12 protein-coding genes are annotated in these 15,640 nt (G+C 63.1%); 5 read left to right on the forward strand and 7 right to left on the reverse strand.

Features of this window, described 5'->3' with window-relative positions:
• Positions 1-528 precede the first annotated feature (528 nt).
• Positions 529-3,702 carry an excinuclease ABC subunit UvrB gene (gene uvrB / locus ACWGTO_RS22020; protein ID WP_454576909.1) on the reverse strand — a complete coding sequence of 1,058 codons (3,174 nt, stop codon included), beginning with the start codon at positions 3,700-3,702 and terminating at the stop codon, positions 529-531.
• Between the two features lie 111 nt (positions 3,703-3,813).
• Positions 3,814-5,079, reverse strand: a complete 1,266-nt coding sequence (locus ACWGTO_RS22025) for a hypothetical protein (RefSeq protein ID WP_454576910.1) — start codon at positions 5,077-5,079, stop codon at positions 3,814-3,816.
• Between the two features lie 139 nt (positions 5,080-5,218).
• On the opposite strand from ACWGTO_RS22025, the gene ACWGTO_RS22030 reads away from it, so the two are divergent.
• Entirely contained in the window at positions 5,219-6,265 is a 1,047-nt protein-coding gene (locus ACWGTO_RS22030) for a CapA family protein (RefSeq protein WP_454576911.1), read from the forward strand.
• A gap of 53 nt (positions 6,266-6,318) precedes the next feature.
• The gene (locus ACWGTO_RS22035; protein WP_454576912.1) at positions 6,319-7,296 is read left to right on the forward strand and encodes a hypothetical protein; all 978 of its coding nucleotides are present in this window, start codon (positions 6,319-6,321) and stop codon (positions 7,294-7,296) included.
• A 161-nt stretch (positions 7,297-7,457) separates the two neighbouring features.
• Here the strand turns inward: ACWGTO_RS22035 and ACWGTO_RS22040 are convergent, their stop codons facing one another.
• Complete coding sequence (locus tag ACWGTO_RS22040) at positions 7,458-7,982, reverse strand: hypothetical protein (RefSeq protein ID WP_454576913.1); 525 nt, start codon at positions 7,980-7,982, stop codon at positions 7,458-7,460.
• A 746-nt stretch (positions 7,983-8,728) separates the two neighbouring features.
• Between ACWGTO_RS22040 and ACWGTO_RS22045 the strand changes: the two genes are divergently transcribed.
• Positions 8,729-9,667 carry a diacylglycerol/lipid kinase family protein gene (locus ACWGTO_RS22045; protein WP_454576914.1) on the forward strand — a complete coding sequence of 313 codons (939 nt, stop codon included), beginning with the start codon at positions 8,729-8,731 and terminating at the stop codon, positions 9,665-9,667.
• A gap of 71 nt (positions 9,668-9,738) precedes the next feature.
• Here the strand turns inward: ACWGTO_RS22045 and ACWGTO_RS22050 are convergent, their stop codons facing one another.
• From ACWGTO_RS22050 to ACWGTO_RS22060, 3 genes are read right to left on the reverse strand one after another with little or no spacing between them, the layout of a single operon-like run.
• On the reverse strand, positions 9,739-10,656 hold the full coding sequence (locus ACWGTO_RS22050) for an NAD(P)-dependent oxidoreductase (protein WP_454576915.1): 918 nt from the start codon (positions 10,654-10,656) through the stop codon (positions 9,739-9,741).
• Positions 10,653-11,867, reverse strand: a complete 1,215-nt coding sequence (locus ACWGTO_RS22055; RefSeq protein ID WP_454576916.1) for a mandelate racemase/muconate lactonizing enzyme family protein — start codon at positions 11,865-11,867, stop codon at positions 10,653-10,655. The genes ACWGTO_RS22050 and ACWGTO_RS22055 overlap by 4 nt, the downstream gene beginning before the upstream one ends.
• Complete coding sequence (locus tag ACWGTO_RS22060) at positions 11,864-13,480, reverse strand: GMC family oxidoreductase (protein WP_454576917.1); 1,617 nt, start codon at positions 13,478-13,480, stop codon at positions 11,864-11,866. The genes ACWGTO_RS22055 and ACWGTO_RS22060 overlap by 4 nt, the downstream gene beginning before the upstream one ends.
• A 221-nt stretch (positions 13,481-13,701) precedes the next feature.
• On the opposite strand from ACWGTO_RS22060, the gene ACWGTO_RS22065 reads away from it, so the two are divergent.
• The gene (locus ACWGTO_RS22065; protein ID WP_023671995.1) at positions 13,702-14,097 is read left to right on the forward strand and encodes an acyl-CoA thioesterase; all 396 of its coding nucleotides are present in this window, start codon (positions 13,702-13,704) and stop codon (positions 14,095-14,097) included.
• 475 nt (positions 14,098-14,572) lie between these two features.
• Here ACWGTO_RS22065 and ACWGTO_RS22070 read toward each other — a convergent pair whose 3' ends face one another.
• Positions 14,573-14,941, reverse strand: coding sequence for a winged helix-turn-helix transcriptional regulator (locus ACWGTO_RS22070; RefSeq protein WP_454576918.1), 369 nt, complete (start codon positions 14,939-14,941; stop codon positions 14,573-14,575).
• Between the two features lie 89 nt (positions 14,942-15,030).
• Here ACWGTO_RS22070 and ACWGTO_RS22075 point away from each other — a divergent pair, with 89 nt between their 5' ends.
• Complete coding sequence (locus ACWGTO_RS22075) at positions 15,031-15,636, forward strand: NADPH-dependent FMN reductase (protein WP_454576919.1); 606 nt, start codon at positions 15,031-15,033, stop codon at positions 15,634-15,636.
• Positions 15,637-15,640 lie beyond the last annotated feature (4 nt).

The raw sequence follows: 15,640 nt of genomic DNA on the forward strand, positions 1-15,640 counted from the left end.
ACCGGCGCGGATGGGAGAGAATTTGACGCGGATGGGAGCTCGAATAAGGTACAGCCTTTACAAATCATGCAAAGCCCGATGTATATGCCAACCCACGCTAACCATTTATGGGCGTTGAATCCTATTGAGAAGATCTGCAATGAATTACGAAATAAATCAGGGCGAATATATATCAATATTCGAAACTATCCGTAAATGTTCTACAAATAATATTCGATTCAGATATACGTGGATCACATTGGTATCAGCTTCGCCTTTGTATACGGAAAATATTCTTTCAAGGGTCAATGAAAATTCTATGGTAACCAAGGAGGAATTTCTTCTTCTGGAAGAATACGTCCTGCAAATTATTAGCCTCTGTGCGATAGCAGATGATGGCTCCGTCTTGGTTGATTTTGATCGAGAATAGACGGATTGGCCTAACCAACGTGCTGGCTGACCGTCTTTCCGAAACGGTGACATTGGCAGCTTGCAGGCTAAACCAACCACCGATGCTCTATCGATCTGGCTCCGTTTTTCGAAGGGTGGCTACTTTCCTGGCCGCCCGGTCTTGCCCGGCCGACGCTTTTCGCGGCGGGCGTCGCCTGGGTCTTCGTAGGAGCCGATGCCGGTGCGCTGGCGGACGAACGGTTTAGGGGAATCGTCGCGTTCCTTCGCGCCCCCCTCTGTCCTGCCGGACATCTCCCCCACAAGGGGGGAGATCGGCTGTGGCTTGGCCGGCACTTTTCCTTCGACGGGCTTTTCGGTGCGGCGCACGGTCATCTCGTCGAGCGAGTTCTTCTTGAACAGCGGCTTGGTGGCATCGCCCGGAATGCCGAAATCGGAGCCGTGCGCTTCGGATGCCGTCTGTTTCTTGAACAGCGAACGCGAGACGGCGCCGGCCGGTGTCGGCATGTCGGTGCCGGGCCCCATGTCGTCGATCGAGGGTTTGGCGAACATCGGCTTCTTCACCGGCACGGCGCCATCGGCGCCCATCTCGTCTAGATCGGGCTTGCGGAAGAGGTTGGACCGGGCAGCCTTGGCCGCCTCTTCGGCGGCGCGGGCTTCATCGAGTTTGCGGAAACGCTCCTGTTCTTCAGCTGTGCGATGCTTGGCCACGCCCTTGTTGTGCTTGCCCTTCTCGCGACCCGAAACCGGGCTTTCCATGTCGGCATATTTCGCCAGCGGGTCTTCCGAGATCGACAGCTCCATCTCGCGCAAGCGCTTGATCTCGTCGCGGATGCGGGCAGCCTTCTCGAAGTCGAGATTGGCGGCCGCGTCGCGCATCTGCTTTTCCATGGCGTCGAGATGGGCCTTGAGATTGTTGCCCATCATGGCGCCGGCGCTGTCGGTGAACTGCGAGATGTCGGCGCGGACGTGGTCCTTCTCGTAGACCGAATCCAGAATGTCGGAGATGCGCGACTTGACCGATTCCGGGGTGATGCCGTTGGCCGCATTCCACTCCATCTGCTTTTCGCGGCGGCGGTTGGTCTCGGCCATTGCCCGCTCCATCGAGCCGGTGATCTGGTCGGCATAGAGGATGACCTTGCCGTCAACGTTTCTGGCGGCGCGGCCTATGGTCTGGATCAGCGACGTCTCCGAACGCAGGAAGCCCTCCTTGTCGGCATCGAGAATGGCGACGAAGCCGCATTCGGGAATGTCGAGGCCTTCGCGCAGCAGGTTGATGCCGACCAGCACGTCGAAGGCGCCGAGGCGCAAATCCCTAAGGATCTCGATGCGCTCCAGCGTATCGATGTCGGAGTGCATGTAGCGGACGCGAATGCCTTGCTCATGCAGATATTCGGTCAGGTCCTCGGCCATGCGCTTGGTCAGCACCGTGACCAGCGTGCGGTAGCCGGCGGCGGTGGTGTCGCGGATCTCGCCGACGACATCGTCGACCTGACTCTTGGCCGGGCGGACCTCGACCGGCGGGTCGATCAGCCCGGTCGGGCGGATGACCTGCTCGGCAAAGACGCCGCCGGACTGCTCCATCTCCCAGCCGCCGGGCGTCGCCGAAACTGCGACCGAGAGCGGTCGCATGGCGTCCCATTCCTCGAAGCGCAGCGGACGGTTGTCCATGCAGGACGGCAGGCGGAATCCATACTCCGCCAGCGTCGCCTTGCGCCTGAAGTCGCCGCGATACATGCCGCCGATCTGCGGCACGGTGACGTGGCTTTCGTCGACGAAGACCAGGGCGTTGTCGGGGATGTATTCGAACAAGGTCGGCGGCGGATCGCCCGGCTGGCGCCCGGTGAGATAGCGCGAATAATTCTCGATGCCGGCGCAGGAGCCGGTCGCTTCCAGCATCTCCAGGTCGAAGCGGGTGCGCTGCTCAAGCCGCTGCGCCTCCAGCAGACGGCCAGCCTTTTCAAGCTCTTGCAGGCGCTGCTTGAGTTCTTCCTTGATCGACTTGATGGCTTGATTCAAGGTCGGGCGCGGCGTCACATAGTGCGAGTTGGCGTAGATCTTCACGCTCTTCAGCTCGCCGGTTTTCTGGCCGGTGAGCGGATCGAATTCGGTGATCGCCTCGATCTCGTCGCCAAACATCGAAATGCGCCAGGCGCGGTCCTCAAGGTGGGCCGGGAAGATCTCGATCGTATCGCCGCGGACGCGGAACGAGCCTCGGACGAAGTTGATGTCCTGGCGCTTGTATTGCTGGGCGACGAGGTCGGCGAGCAGCGCGCGCTGGTCGAGCCGGTCGCCGATCTGCATCTGGAAGGTCATCGCTGTATAGGTCTCGACCGAGCCGATACCGTAGATGCAGGACACCGAGGCGACGATGATGACGTCGTCGCGCTCGAGTAGCGAGCGGGTCGCCGAGTGGCGCATGCGATCGATCTGCTCGTTGATTGAAGATTCCTTCTCGATGAAGGTGTCGGTGCGCGGGACGTAGGCTTCCGGCTGGTAGTAGTCGTAATACGAGACAAAATACTCCACCGCATTGTCGGGGAAGAATTTCTTGAACTCGGAATAGAGTTGCGCGGCCAGCGTCTTGTTGGGCGCCAGGATCAAGGCAGGGCGCTGCGTTTCCTCGATCACCTTGGCCATGGTGAAGGTTTTGCCCGAGCCGGTGACTCCGAGCAGCACCTGGGTGCGGTCGTTGTTGTCGACGCCTTCGACGAGATCCTTGATCGCGGTCGGCTGGTCGCCGGCCGGCTCGAAATCCGATACCATCTTGATTGCGATGCCGCCTTCGGATTTTTCCGGGCGGGCAGGGCGGTGCGGCGTCCACAACACGCCGTCCTTGTGCAGCGGGTTGCCGGATTCGATCAGCGCCGACAGGGCGGCCACCGTAGCGGTGACGCCGCTCGAGGTCATGGTCTCGGCGTCTTCCAGCGAAATGTCGAGACCGGCGACCGGGTTGAGGCCGGCTGCCGTGCGTTCGCGCGCCGTGGCTGCGCCGCCCATCGAGGTGCCGCGCGCCGTGCGTCCGGGCGCGGCGGAGCGCTCGGGTATCTTTTTCGCTGCCTTTGGCGATTTGCCGTCCTTGCCGGAGAGGCGTCCTTCCTTCTCGGCCTCCTGCTCGATCTGCTCCGCCCAGCCGGCAATCGAGCCGGTGAGCGGCGTACCGGTGAAATCGGCCTGCGGCGCCTCGGCGAAGCCACCCTTGTGCAGGGGCTCCGAGGCATCGAGGAAATCGGTCAGCGGGCTGCGCCGCTTGGCCGGCGAAGCGCTGTTATCACCCACCGTCGAGGGCGTCTTTTTATCAGGGAGTTTGGCCATGCCCCAAATATGGGCAGAGTCCGCCAAAATGGAAAGGGTGCAGTGGCGAGGCGCGGAATGCGAACCGAGGCTCCTGACACAAGGCTGTCAGGAGCGCTGGCACGACTGTCCTCAGTTGAACCACAGCGCAAAGGTCAAAAACCCGGCGCCGCCGAACTGACGCTGGATCTGGTCGAAATCGCTGCTGGTCACGATCTCGCCTTCTTCGAGGTAGGGCGCGATGGCCGGGCCGGTGATGGACAGCACGAGGTCGAAGGGCTTTGGCTCTTCGAAGAAGCGCTTCATGTTGATGCCCTTGCCGGTGCTGGCCGTGATGCGGAAATGCGGCAGCAGCTTGCGGCCTTCCAGCAGGTCCTCGGCCATCGTCAAGGTGGCGAGCCAGGCCTCGACCTGCTCCTCACCGACTTCGAGGCCGGTAAGCGGGTTCTCGCCCTTCTGCTGCGGTCCTGGCAACCATTCGCGATCATTGTCGGTCTCTGCGCGGATCGCCTTCCAGTCCTCGCGCGACAGCTGGATCATTTCCAGGAGATGGCGGCGCGCGGCCTGCCGGCGTTCCGGCTCGACCACCGGCCAGTTGACGAGATGCACCATCGAGATGAAATCCGCGATGCGCCATTCCGACGAGAAGATGCTGCTGCCCATGTCGCCGGCCGGCGGCACCAGGACATCCTGCAACGGCAGTTTGGCGTGCGGGAACAGCATGTGGAACGAGCCGTCGAACATGGTCCTGAAATCGTGCGCCAGCCAGAAATCGGCCTGCGCCATCAGGAACTCGGCATAGCCCTGCAGCCAGTAACCGTCGGCACGGTCGAAGCGGAAGGCGAGCGCCGGCGCGGTATCGTCGGGTGCGATGCCGCCGCGCGACAGCGAGGCCATGATGGCAGCCATGCTTTCGTCCGGCGCGATGGCGCCGTCTTCGTTGAGATCGATGCCGACGTGGGTGAGGTCAATGACCATGCCGATATCGGCATCCGCCGGTACAGAGCGCAGCGTGGCGGCGGATTTCTCCAGCCGGTCGCGGAAGGCGACCAGGATGGCGCGGAACTGCTCGTAGGTCAGCGGTTCGGGACTGGGATTGTCGGGGACCGGAAGCCGCATCAGCGGCAGCATAAAGGATTGCGGGCTTTCGAAATCGTGACGGTGCAGGCCGCCGCCAAGGATTTCCAGCGCGGTGAAGAATTCGCCAGCGCCGGCGGCATAGGCCGCTGCCGGATCGCCTGATGCCGCGGCTTCGAGCGCGGTCAGCGCGGCATTGCGGTCGGACACGGTTTTCGCCTCGAATAGCGCGGTTGCCGCTTCGGGCACCGCGGCGCGGGCGGAAGATATCGGCAGCAACAGAAGAAGGGCGGACGCCAGCAGGCCTGCAAAACGTGTCATCTCATTCCTCCACTATGTCATTGCGCAGACATTACACGCATTTGGCGTCGTGTCTGCCGGCGGCAAGGACTGACGGTCGACACTTCCCGGGCAGACCGTCTACACAAGCCAACCGACTGAGCAAACGATTGGGCGTCGCGTGTCGAACTATCCACTTTCCTACAAACTGTCATGGCTGCCGCGCTTCCTGAAGCCGTCGCTCGGCGGCGATGTCAGGGACTTTGCGCCGATCGCGGCCACAACCATCATCGATCCGCCGCCCGGACGGAAGGTGAGGTTGGCTTTCGTCGGCGACATTTCGGCGGTGGCAAACAGCAGCGCGCCGGAGTGCGATCCTGATATCGCAAAGCTGCTGGCGTCGGCCGATCTGGTGATCGGCAATTGCGAGAGTCCGGTTGTGGAGAGGCCGAGCGCAGCGCTTGGCACGCGGCTTGGCACGCACCATGCGATGAGCGAGCGGTTTCTCGCGGAGGCGCTGGCCGCCGTCGGCATCGCGCGCGAAAGACTGGTGTTGTCGCTGGCCAACAATCATGTGCTCGACCAGGGTATCGCCGGTTTCGACGAGACCGTTGCGGCGCTGAAACGGCTCGGCATCCGCACCATCGGCACCGCGAAAAAAGGACCTGTCGAGCAGGTCAAGGCCGGGCCGCTGACGATCGGCTTTACCGCCTTCACGCTGTGGCGCAATGCCAACGCTGTATCGTTCAACGAGCGTGTGTCGATGCAAAGCGATCCGGCGGCATGGGCAAAGGTTGCGGCGGGCAAGAGCATCGATCTACGCTGTGCCATTCCGCACTGGGACTGGGAGTTCCGGCATTTTCCGCGCCCGCAAACACGGGCGCTGGCCAGGCTGCTCGCCGCGCATGGCGTCGGACTGATTGCCGGACACCATGCCCATGTCGTGCAGCCGGTGCAGTGGGTCGGCAAGACGCTTGTCGCCTATGGGCTCGGCGACTTCCTCGGCACCGCCTTGGCGCGTCAGCCGTGGCCTGGCCGCATCGGCGGCATTTTCGTCGTCGATGTCAGCGCCGACCTCGGCAAGCGCGGCACCATCGCCGGCTACCGGATGCATCCCTTCATGCGGCTGCGCGCCGGCGGGCATGAGCGGTTGGTCCCGATCGAGGCGCTCACCGGCCCGATGAAGGGCAAGGTCGAGGCCCGGCTGAAGGCGATTTTCGGAGACTGACGACTTTCCGCAAAAGCGGCTATCATGGATGCAATCAAGCTTGCGAGGGGGCGATGGAAACAGCGGATTTCATGCCTGATGAAACGGTCGTCGCCGGCATCAGGAAGAACATCGAAACCTATGAGGCGGGACGCGCTTCGGCCTACCGGCAGGTGCGCTGGCGGGTGCCGATGTTTCTGGGGCTGCTGCTGGTCTTCGTCGCGCTGGTGGCCTGGCTGTTCAACAAGGTCGCCGACGCCAATGAGCAGTGGTTCTCGACACCGCATGTGTTTCTCTATATCGGCGGCTTCTTCGCGGCGTTGCTGCTCTATTTCCTGGCGATGAGACCGGCAACGCGGCTGCAGCAATCGTTCCGCGACACGCTGCTGCCGATCATCTTCGGCTTTATCAAGGATGTTCGCTACCAGCAGGGCGTGACGCCGAATTCCTTCGACCGGCTGCCGCGCTCCGTGGTCGGCGCCTTCAACCGGCAGAGCTTCGACGACATCGTATCCGGCCGCTACGAGGAGTTTCCGTTCGAGCTTTACGAGGCGGAGTTGCGCCAGGGCACGGGCAAAGGCTCGTCGACGGTCTTCAAGGGCGTCATCGTCGCCTTCGAGACGATCACGCCGTTCCCCGGCACATTGGTGGCGACGCGGCGCAGCAATGCGGTCGTTGGTTTCTTCCGCGGCATCTTCGCCGGCAAGATGCAGGAACTGTCGAGTGGTGATCCCCTGCTCGACGGCGACTATGAATTTCGCACCGACAATGTCGCCGCCGCCAAGCCGCTGGTGGCTGGACGGCTGGCGCAGGCGTTGAAATGGCTGCATGAAACATGGGGTGATGATCCGGCGCGGGTGGCGCTCAACGGCAGCGACGGTTTCCTGCTTTTGCCGCAGCCGAAGAATTTTTTCGAGCTGCCCGCCATTTCCGTGCCGCTCGATTACACCAGGCATATCGCACCGATGATCGCCGATATGGGCTCGATCCTGGCGACGGCTGCGCTGGTGCGCAAGATCGGCGCGACGGATGGCGAGGTGGTGGCAAGCTAGGCTGCCATCCTCTGCGACTAGATCGGCGTTCTATCCGAAACGACATTCCATTTTTCGCCGGGATATTCGGCCTCACCCACTCCTCGGCGTCAGCAGTCGAAACCGTCTGGAGTTTTCAACGGCAGTGCGGCACTGTGGTATGGTCCGAACGGCGCGGCCGCTCACAATCCGCTGGGCACCAGGCCTGACAGCCAGTCCGCCGATCGCTTGGCCATGCCGACCGTTGCCGACGCGGCGCGGTCGAGGTCGGTCTTGACCAACGCATAGCCGTTTTGGGTACGGTAGAGAACGCCGGTTCCGCCATCGACCACTTGCTCATAGGCGACAGGTCGGGCTGCCGCTGCTTCCATGGCCGTCGTCGGCGAGCCGACGGGAACGCTCGGCCGACGGCTCAATTCCGGCGGCAACGGGTTTTCTTCAGATTGAACGTTCCGGCTGGCCGGCTTCAGTTCCGGACGAGATGCGGTCGCTGCCAATTGTGAAGAGGATGCCGAGCCCTTGGTGCGGCAGATGCCGGAGACCAGCGGATAGTTGAAGTTCTTCTGGTGCAGCATCTGGCTTTTCATCGCCGCTTCGCAGTCGGCGATGGTCGCCCACTTCGCCGGCGTCTCGCCGATATATTCGCAAAGCTTGGCGTCGCAGTCGCAGCCGACGATGGTCATGGCGACAAGGGCGGTCTTGATCACGGTCTTGTCCTTCGGATTGCCCCCCGGCAGCCACCCCCTCCATCGCGCGCGAACAAGGCGGGATTTTGGCCACGGTCGCGGAATGAGCCAGCGATGCGGTTTCGAGGGGTGTGGGGCGCCCAAAAGACAGTCGGCGCCGGGATTTCTCCCAGCGCCTCCCTGTCAGATCAGGACACGGTCGCGGCAGCAACTTCCGTAAAGTCGTCGCGCCATGCCGGCCTTGATTTTGACGGCCCTGCCAGTCACCACCCGAAGGCGATGCCCGTTCCAGGCCACGCCGTTCTCCACCCTTGCGAGCTTCGCTCAGCGTGCCATCGAAGGTTTTGCCGTCCTTCATGGCAGCATCGGTCCGCCGTCGGCGTTCGCACGCTTTCCGCGGCCCCGTAGGTCTCGGCATCCGTCCCTCGAACAGGCAAGCCTGCTCTCGTTTCGGGCCGTACGGGCCTCAGGAAATCCGCCTTTTCGCTTTGCCTTTCGGCGTGGCGATCGGTAGCCGCCTGAGATGAGTTGAACTTACGCCGGGTAAGGGTTTTGGGGAATGGGGGCGAGCCTGTGGATAACGGGATTATCGGGGATGGTTTGCCACGAACCCCGGAATCTTTGTGGCTGCTGCTGTAGACAGCCTTCCCCGCCTTTTTGACGCTCCAAATCGGCTGCGCCCCTTGCTCCGGCGGTCGGCACGGGTTTCAATGCCGGCAAAGGACTTTGCGGCCACCGCGTCCCGCCGTCCTTTTGGGGAGGCGTCGTTGAAAGTCGGGGTGGTGCTCAATCCGATTGCCGGTGGCGGCCGGCTGAAACGGCATTGGCCGGAGGTCGCCGCTTCGTTGAAAAGCCATTTCGGCGATTTCGAGCTGCGCGAGACGCAGGCCGAGGGTGATGCCGAAAGGCTGGCGCTCGACCTCGCGGCCAGCGGTTTCGATCTGGTGATCGCGGCCGGTGGCGACGGCACCGCCAGCGAGGTGGCCGACGGATTGCTGCAGGTATTCGATGAGAGTGGCCGAACATCCGAGCTCGGCTTGCTGCCTTGTGGCACCGGCATCGACTTCGCACGCGGGCTCGGCCTGCCGAAAGAGGTGGACGCGGCGCTGAAACGGATCGCCGAGGCGAAGGCGCGCAAGGTCGATGCGGGGCGCATCTGCTACATCGATGATCATGGCGCGCTGGCCAGCCGTCACTTCATCAACATCGCCAGCCTCGGCCTGTCTGGCGCCACCGACCGCGCGGTGAATGCCGACAAACGCAAGGGCAAGATGTCGGCCAAGGCGCTGTTTTTCTGGCGCACCGTGGTCGAGTTCATCCGCTACCGCTTCCAGGACGTTAGGATCACCGTCGATGATGGCGCGCCTGTCGAGGCGCGCATGGCGCTGGTGGCAGTCGCCAATGGCAAATTCTTCGGCGGGGGCATGATGATCGCGCCGGACGCCGAGCTCGCTGACGGCCAGTTCGACATCGTCATCCTGCGCGCGGCCGGCAAGCTGAAGCTGATCTGGGACATTCGCCTGCTCTATGGCGGACGGCATCGCAACCATCCGGCCATCACCATATTGCGTGGCAGGAAAGTGGTGGTCGAACCGCTCGGCGACGCCGAGAGAAATGGCGCGCTTGTCGATATAGATGGCGAGTCACCGGGGCGGATACCGGCCACCTTCGAGATTTTGCCGGGAGCGCTGACGCTCAGATATTGAATCAAGTGCCTCAGGGGCTGATTCTGAAGGCCGGACTAAACCTCTGAAGGCGTTGGCTAAATATTTGCCGGCTAGGTTTCAAGTTTGACCGGGAAGCCGGGGGCGCGCAGGTCGGTGCCGACGGCGTCCTCGAGCAATTTGACGATCTGGGTCGACCAGGCGCTGCCGCCATAGGCCGCTTTACCCTGCTCGAAAATCGCGTTGACGCGTGCGGCAAGATCGAGCGGCACGCCGGATTGTTCGGCCATGCGAAGCGCAAAGCCGAGATCCTTCAGCGCGAGGTCCATCGTGAAGCCGATGTCGTAGGAGCCGTTGAGGATAAGCTGGCTTTCGGTCTCGTGCACGAAGCTGTTGCCGGAGGAAGCGACGATGGCGTGGTAGGATTGGGCAAGGTCGAGCCCGCCCTGCTTGGCCAGCATCAGCGCCTCGCCGGCGGCGACGAGATGGATGAAGGCGAGCATGTTGGTGATGACCTTGATCACCGCCGCCGAACCGATCGGCCCCATCAGAAACGACTTCGCGCACATCGCCTCGATGGCCGGTCGGTGCCGTTCGTAGAGGTCGGCGTCGCCACCGACCAGCGCAGTGATTTTGCCGACCGCCGCCAGATGCACGCCACCAGTGACCGGGCACTCCAGCGTCTCGACGCCCTTGTCCGAGGCGAGGGCGGCAAGTCGCAGAATCTCGTCGCGGCCGTTGGTCGACATCTCGATCCAAGTGCCGCCTTTGGGCAGACCTTCGAGCAGCCCGCCCGGCCCGGCCAGCACGGCTTCGCTGACCTTGGGCGAGGGCAGGCAAGAGATGGCATTGCCGGCCTGCGCTGCCGCTTCTGCAGGGCTGGCTGCCGCCGTCGCGTCGAGCGCCACCAGGCGCTCGACGGCGGCGGGGTCGCGGTCGAAGACGGTGACGGCAAAGCCGTTGCGAAGCAGGCTGGCGGCAAGGTTGCCGCCGAGATGGCCAAGGCCGATGAAGGCGTAGCGCTCGCTCACGGCATCAGCGGCGTCTGCATCATCTGAAGATGCAAATCCTTGCCGGTGTAAGGGTGTGCATCGCAGACCGCTTCGTTGAGCTCGACGCCGAGGCCCGGCTCTTTCGAGGGGATGACATTGCCGTCTTGCCACTCGATCTTCTTCTTCAACAGCGTGGCGTGGAAGCCATCCCACTGTTTCAGCGATTCCAGGATCAGGAAGTTGGGCAGCGTCACCGCCAGCTGGATGTTGGCCGCACCCACGATCGGTCCGCAATAGCAGTGCGGCGCCACCTGGATGTGGTAGGCCTCGGCCATCGCCGCGATCTTCTTGGTTTCCAGAATGCCGCCGGAGCGGCCAAGGTCCGGCTGCAGGATGGTCGCGGCGCGGTTCTCGATGACGCGGGCGAATTCGAACTTGGTCGTCAGCCGCTCGCCGGTGGCGATCGGGATGGAGGTGCCGCGGGCGACCTGCGCCATTACTTCGGGCATGTCAGGCGGCACCGGCTCCTCGAACCACAAGGGATCATAGGGCTCGATGGCGCGCGCCATGCGCAGCGCGCCGGACGCGGTGAACTGGCCGTGCGTGCCGAACAATATGTCGGCGCGGGTGCCGACCGCTTCGCGGATCGCCTTGATCATGCGGGTGGAGACATCGATGTCGATGAGGCGCGGCTGGTGGCCGTCAAAGGCGGTGTAGGGACCGGCCGGGTCGAGCTTGACGGCGTTGAACCCCTGCTCGACATATTCGAGCGCGCAAGCCGCCGCCATTTCGGGGTCGTTGTAGACGTTCCTGCCGTCCGGCGCGTCTTCCGAATGGACGCTGCCGGTGTGCGGATAGAGATAGGTGTAGGAGCGCAGCGTCTCGTGCACCTGGCCGCCGAGCAATTTGTAGACCGGCTTGTCGGCTTCCTTGCCGACAATGTCCCAGCAGGCCATTTCGAGTGCGGAAAAACAGCCCATGCCGGTAACGTCAGGGCGCTGGGTGAAACCGGACGAATAGGCGCGGCGGAAGAAGTTCTCGATGTCGTGCGGATCGTGGCCGATGAGGTAGCGCTCGGCCATGTCCTCGACGAGTTTGGCCGTGATGTGCGCCGAGAAGGTGGCGTTGTAGGCCTCGCCATAACCGACGACGCCACCATCGGTGGTGAGCTTGACGAAGATGAAATACTTGCCGCCGATGCCGGGCGGCGGATTGCCGACAACCCAGGTCTTGACGTCGGTGATCTTCATTTTTGGTCCTCCAGAACCAGTTCGGCGCCCTTCCATCCGGTCAGAACAGAGGCGGCGTTGGTGTTGCCGGTAATGTTGGCGGGAAAGATCGAGGCGTCGATGACGCGCAGGCCTTCTAGACCATGGACTATCAGGCGAGGGTCGACCACCGCCTGCCCGGCATCGGGACCCATGCGGCAGGTCGAGACCGGGTGGTAGACGGTGCCCGAGCGTTTCCTGAAATCCGCGATCAGGTCAGCGTCGGAGCTGATCGACGGCCCGGGCAAAACCTCTTCGGCGATGATTTCGGTCATGGCGGGCATCGAGGCGATCTTGCGCACGAATTTCACCGCCGCCAGCATCTCGTCGACATCGGCATTGGTGGAATAGGCATTGGCGACAATCCTGGGATAGTCGCGCGGACTGCTTGAGCGGATCATGATCTCGCCGCGGCTCGACGGGCGGCAGTTGGACAGGCCGATGGAAAAGCCCGGCCACGGATCCGGTGTCAGGATCGGCCGCTCGCCGCTCTTCGGAATGACGGTCGAGAAGGCTTGGAAATAAAGCTGCATGTTGGGCCGTGAGAACGTCGGGTCGGTGCGGAAGAAGCCGCCGCCATGGTTCATCGACAGCGACAGCGGGCCGGAACGGGTGAGGATGTATTGCATACCGACCAAGAGCTTGCCCCACCACGGCCGCAGGATCTGGTTGAGCGTCGGCACCTCGCCCTTGAACGTGTAGTTGATGCCGACATGGTCCTGCAGATGCGCACCGACATTTTCGTTGGCGTGAACGACCGGGATGCCGAGGCCTGCAAGCAGCGCCGAAGGGCCGACGCCGGAAAGTTGCAGCAGCTGCGGTGAGTTGATGGAGCCGGCGGACAGGATGACCTCGCGGCCGCACCGCGCCGTCTTGGTCTCACCGTTCTGCAGATACTCGATGCCGACGGCTCGCTTGCCCTCGAACAGAATTTTGCTCGCCAGCGCGTTGGTCTCGACGCGGACATTCGCGCGTTTCATCGCCGGACGCAGGAAGGCGCGCGCGGCCGACATGCGGCGACCACCCTTGGTCGAGATCTGGTAGATGCCGACGCCTTCCTGGACAGCGCCGTTGAAGTCCGGGTTGAGCGGCAGGCCTGCCTGCTGGCCGGCGGCGAGGTATCGCCTGGTCAGCGGATGGACGGTGTTTGTGCAATCGCTGATGTGCAACGGCCCGCCGGTGCCCCGCCATGCGTCGGCGCCGGCCTCATTGTCCTCGAGCGCCTTGAAGGAGGGCAACAGATCGTCATAACCCCAGCCGGGATTGCCGGCATCGCGCCAATCATCAAAGTCCTCGCGCGCGCCGCGAATCCAGACCATCGCGTTGATCGAGCTCGAGCCGCCAAGCAGCTTGCCGCGCGGCCAGTGGTCGACATTGCCGGCCAGGCCGGGATCCGGCTCGGGCTTGTAGTTCCAGTTGACCGCCGGGTCGAAGAAAGTCTTGCCGTAGCCGAGCGGCATTTGCACGTAAAAGCGGCGGTCGGTGCCGCCGGCTTCCAGCACCAGAACGGAAAAGCGGCCCGACGCCGACAGTTTGTCGGCGAGAACCGAGCCGGCCGAGCCGGAGCCGACGACGATGAAGTCATAAGTCTGCATGAACGTGGACGGCTCCGGAAAACTGGCCGCAGCCTAGACGCGGCAGGCTCGCCGCGTCGCCGCGCCTTCCGGCATGCGTTGTGAAAAATGCGACCGGGAGACGCCTGGCTCGGAAAAGCCATCACGGAACCGACATTGCGCCGCCGGCCGACACGTCGCGTTGACCTGTCGGCGCCGTGACGCTACGGGATCGAGGGCAATCGTTTCAGGGGATTTGGCGCATGGTGCACTACGCGGACGGCCGGCCGATCGGCGATCTGACCTTGCGCACGCTTGCCATGCCGGCGGATGCCAATGCGGCCGGCGATATCTTTGGCGGCTGGGTGATGGCGCAGATGGACCTGGCCTGCGGCATCCGCGCCGCCGAGCGCGCCAAGGGCCGCGTGGTGACGGCGGCGGTCAAGGAGATGTCCTTCGCCAAGGCGATGAAGATCGGCGACACGCTGTGCATCTACACCCACGTCGAGCGCGTCGGCCGCACCTCGATGACGCTCAAGGTGGAAGCCTGGGCGCAGCGCTATCTCTCCGACCTGATGGAGAAGGTCACGCACGCCGATTTCGTCATGGTGGCGCTGGATAGCGACGGCAAGCCGAAGCCGATTCCGACGGAAAGCTGACGTTCGATTCTGCCAACCCTGGGACCTTTGTAACATCCCCCGCGCGGGCGATGCGCTGCGCGACATCCAATGGTTGCCTTGGTCTCCGATTCTGCGGATGGCGGAGGGAAGACAATGCGTCAACATATGCTGAACGGCTGGCTCGTGGCGGCCCTTGTCGCAGTGATCTGTCTGCTTGGCACGACCGCCTATACCGAGATCAGGAACGAGCTTCCAAGCATCGCCTGCATGCATGACCGGACCGTCGGCGACCAGCGGACTGCCCGGCGGGCTGCAAACGTCCAGACGTGTAGCGCTGTGTGTTGCAGCACCCTCGCACCAAAGGCCTGAGGGCCCCTCAGCGCAAGACGCTTGTCAGCCTCAAACGATGATGCGCCGCGAACCAAACGCTGCCGTTGGTCGTGACGGCGTGCAAGGCGACTCGGTTGAACCCGAACCGTGTCTTCAAGAGCAAAACCCTTGCGCAGCAAGGCTTTCACCCGTTCAAACCGTCGAATTTCGCGCGTGCTTCCTGAACTCTGCTGGTGTTCTTGCGCGCCCAGAGACCGAGCGCGCCGACCGGCACCAGCAGCTCGTGGCCGAGCTCTGTCAGCTCATAATCGACGCGCGGCGGGATCGTCGGGAACACGGTTCGGGTGACGAAGCCATCGCGCTCCAGACCGCGCAAAGTGGTGGTCAGCATCTTCTGCGAAATGCCGCCGACAGCAGCGCGCAATTCATTGAAACGCAACGGCCCGGCGCCGAGCTTGCCGACGACCAGGACAGTCCATTTGTCGCCGATGCGCTGCAGGATTTCCGAGACGGCGCGACAGTCTTCGGTGTTGTGCGGGTGCCTCAGTAACAAAACGGTGCCTCCTTGCGCAGTGGTTTGACAGTATCTCATATAGCGCCGGTATCCAAACGATACCAGCTTTTACATATATGGAGAGCCCCATGTCCAAGCCCAAAATCGCCATCGTCGTCGGGTCGACCCGTGCCGCCCGCTTCGCCGACGTGCCCGCCCAGTGGATCGCCAAGATCGCCAAGGCGCATGCCGACATCGATGTCGAGATCGTAGACCTGCGCGACTGGCCGCTGCCCTTCTTCGACGAGGTCGCTTCGTCCGCCTGGGCGCCGTCGCAGAACGAAGTGGCGCAGCGCTGGCAGAAGAAGGTCGCCGAATTCGACGGCTTCATCTTCACCGCTGCCGAATACAATCACGGCCCGACGGCCGTGCTGAAGAACGCCATCGATTACGCCGCCAATGAATGGAACAAGAAGCCGGCCGGCTTCGTCGGCTACGGTAGCGTCGGCGGCTCGCGTGCTGTCGAACATCTGCGCCTTGCCGCCGTCGAGCTGCAGATGGCGCCGGTCAAGTCGGCCGTCCACATCGCCTGGGCCGATTTCCTGGCGGTGCGTCAGGGCGAGAAGAAGCTCGAGGAGATCGAGCATCTGAACCAGGCGGCTACTGCCCTGGTCAATGACGTTGCCTGGTGGGCCCGTGTGCTCAAGGCAGCGCGCCAGGCCGACGCGATTGCCGGCGAAGCCCAGGCAGCCTGAGTGT

This window comes from Mesorhizobium sp. PL10 (assembly GCF_053714315.1).

Excerpts from the sequence above, each read along its gene's own strand:
- ACWGTO_RS22025 (WP_454576910.1), bottom strand. The coding sequence starts at position 5,079 with ATGACACGTTTTGCAGGCCTGCTGGCGTCCGCCCTTCTTCTGTTGCTG.
- ACWGTO_RS22060 (WP_454576917.1), bottom strand. The coding sequence starts at position 13,480 with ATGCAGACTTATGACTTCATCGTCGTCGGCTCCGGCTCGGCCGGCTCG.
- ACWGTO_RS22035 (WP_454576912.1), top strand. The coding sequence starts at position 6,319 with ATGGAAACAGCGGATTTCATGCCTGATGAAACGGTCGTCGCCGGCATC.
- uvrB (WP_454576909.1), bottom strand. The coding sequence starts at position 3,702 with ATGGCCAAACTCCCTGATAAAAAGACGCCCTCGACGGTGGGTGATAAC.
- ACWGTO_RS22075 (WP_454576919.1), top strand. The coding sequence starts at position 15,031 with ATGTCCAAGCCCAAAATCGCCATCGTCGTCGGGTCGACCCGTGCCGCC.
- ACWGTO_RS22065 (WP_023671995.1), top strand. The coding sequence starts at position 13,702 with ATGGTGCACTACGCGGACGGCCGGCCGATCGGCGATCTGACCTTGCGC.
- ACWGTO_RS22055 (WP_454576916.1), bottom strand. The coding sequence starts at position 11,867 with ATGAAGATCACCGACGTCAAGACCTGGGTTGTCGGCAATCCGCCGCCC.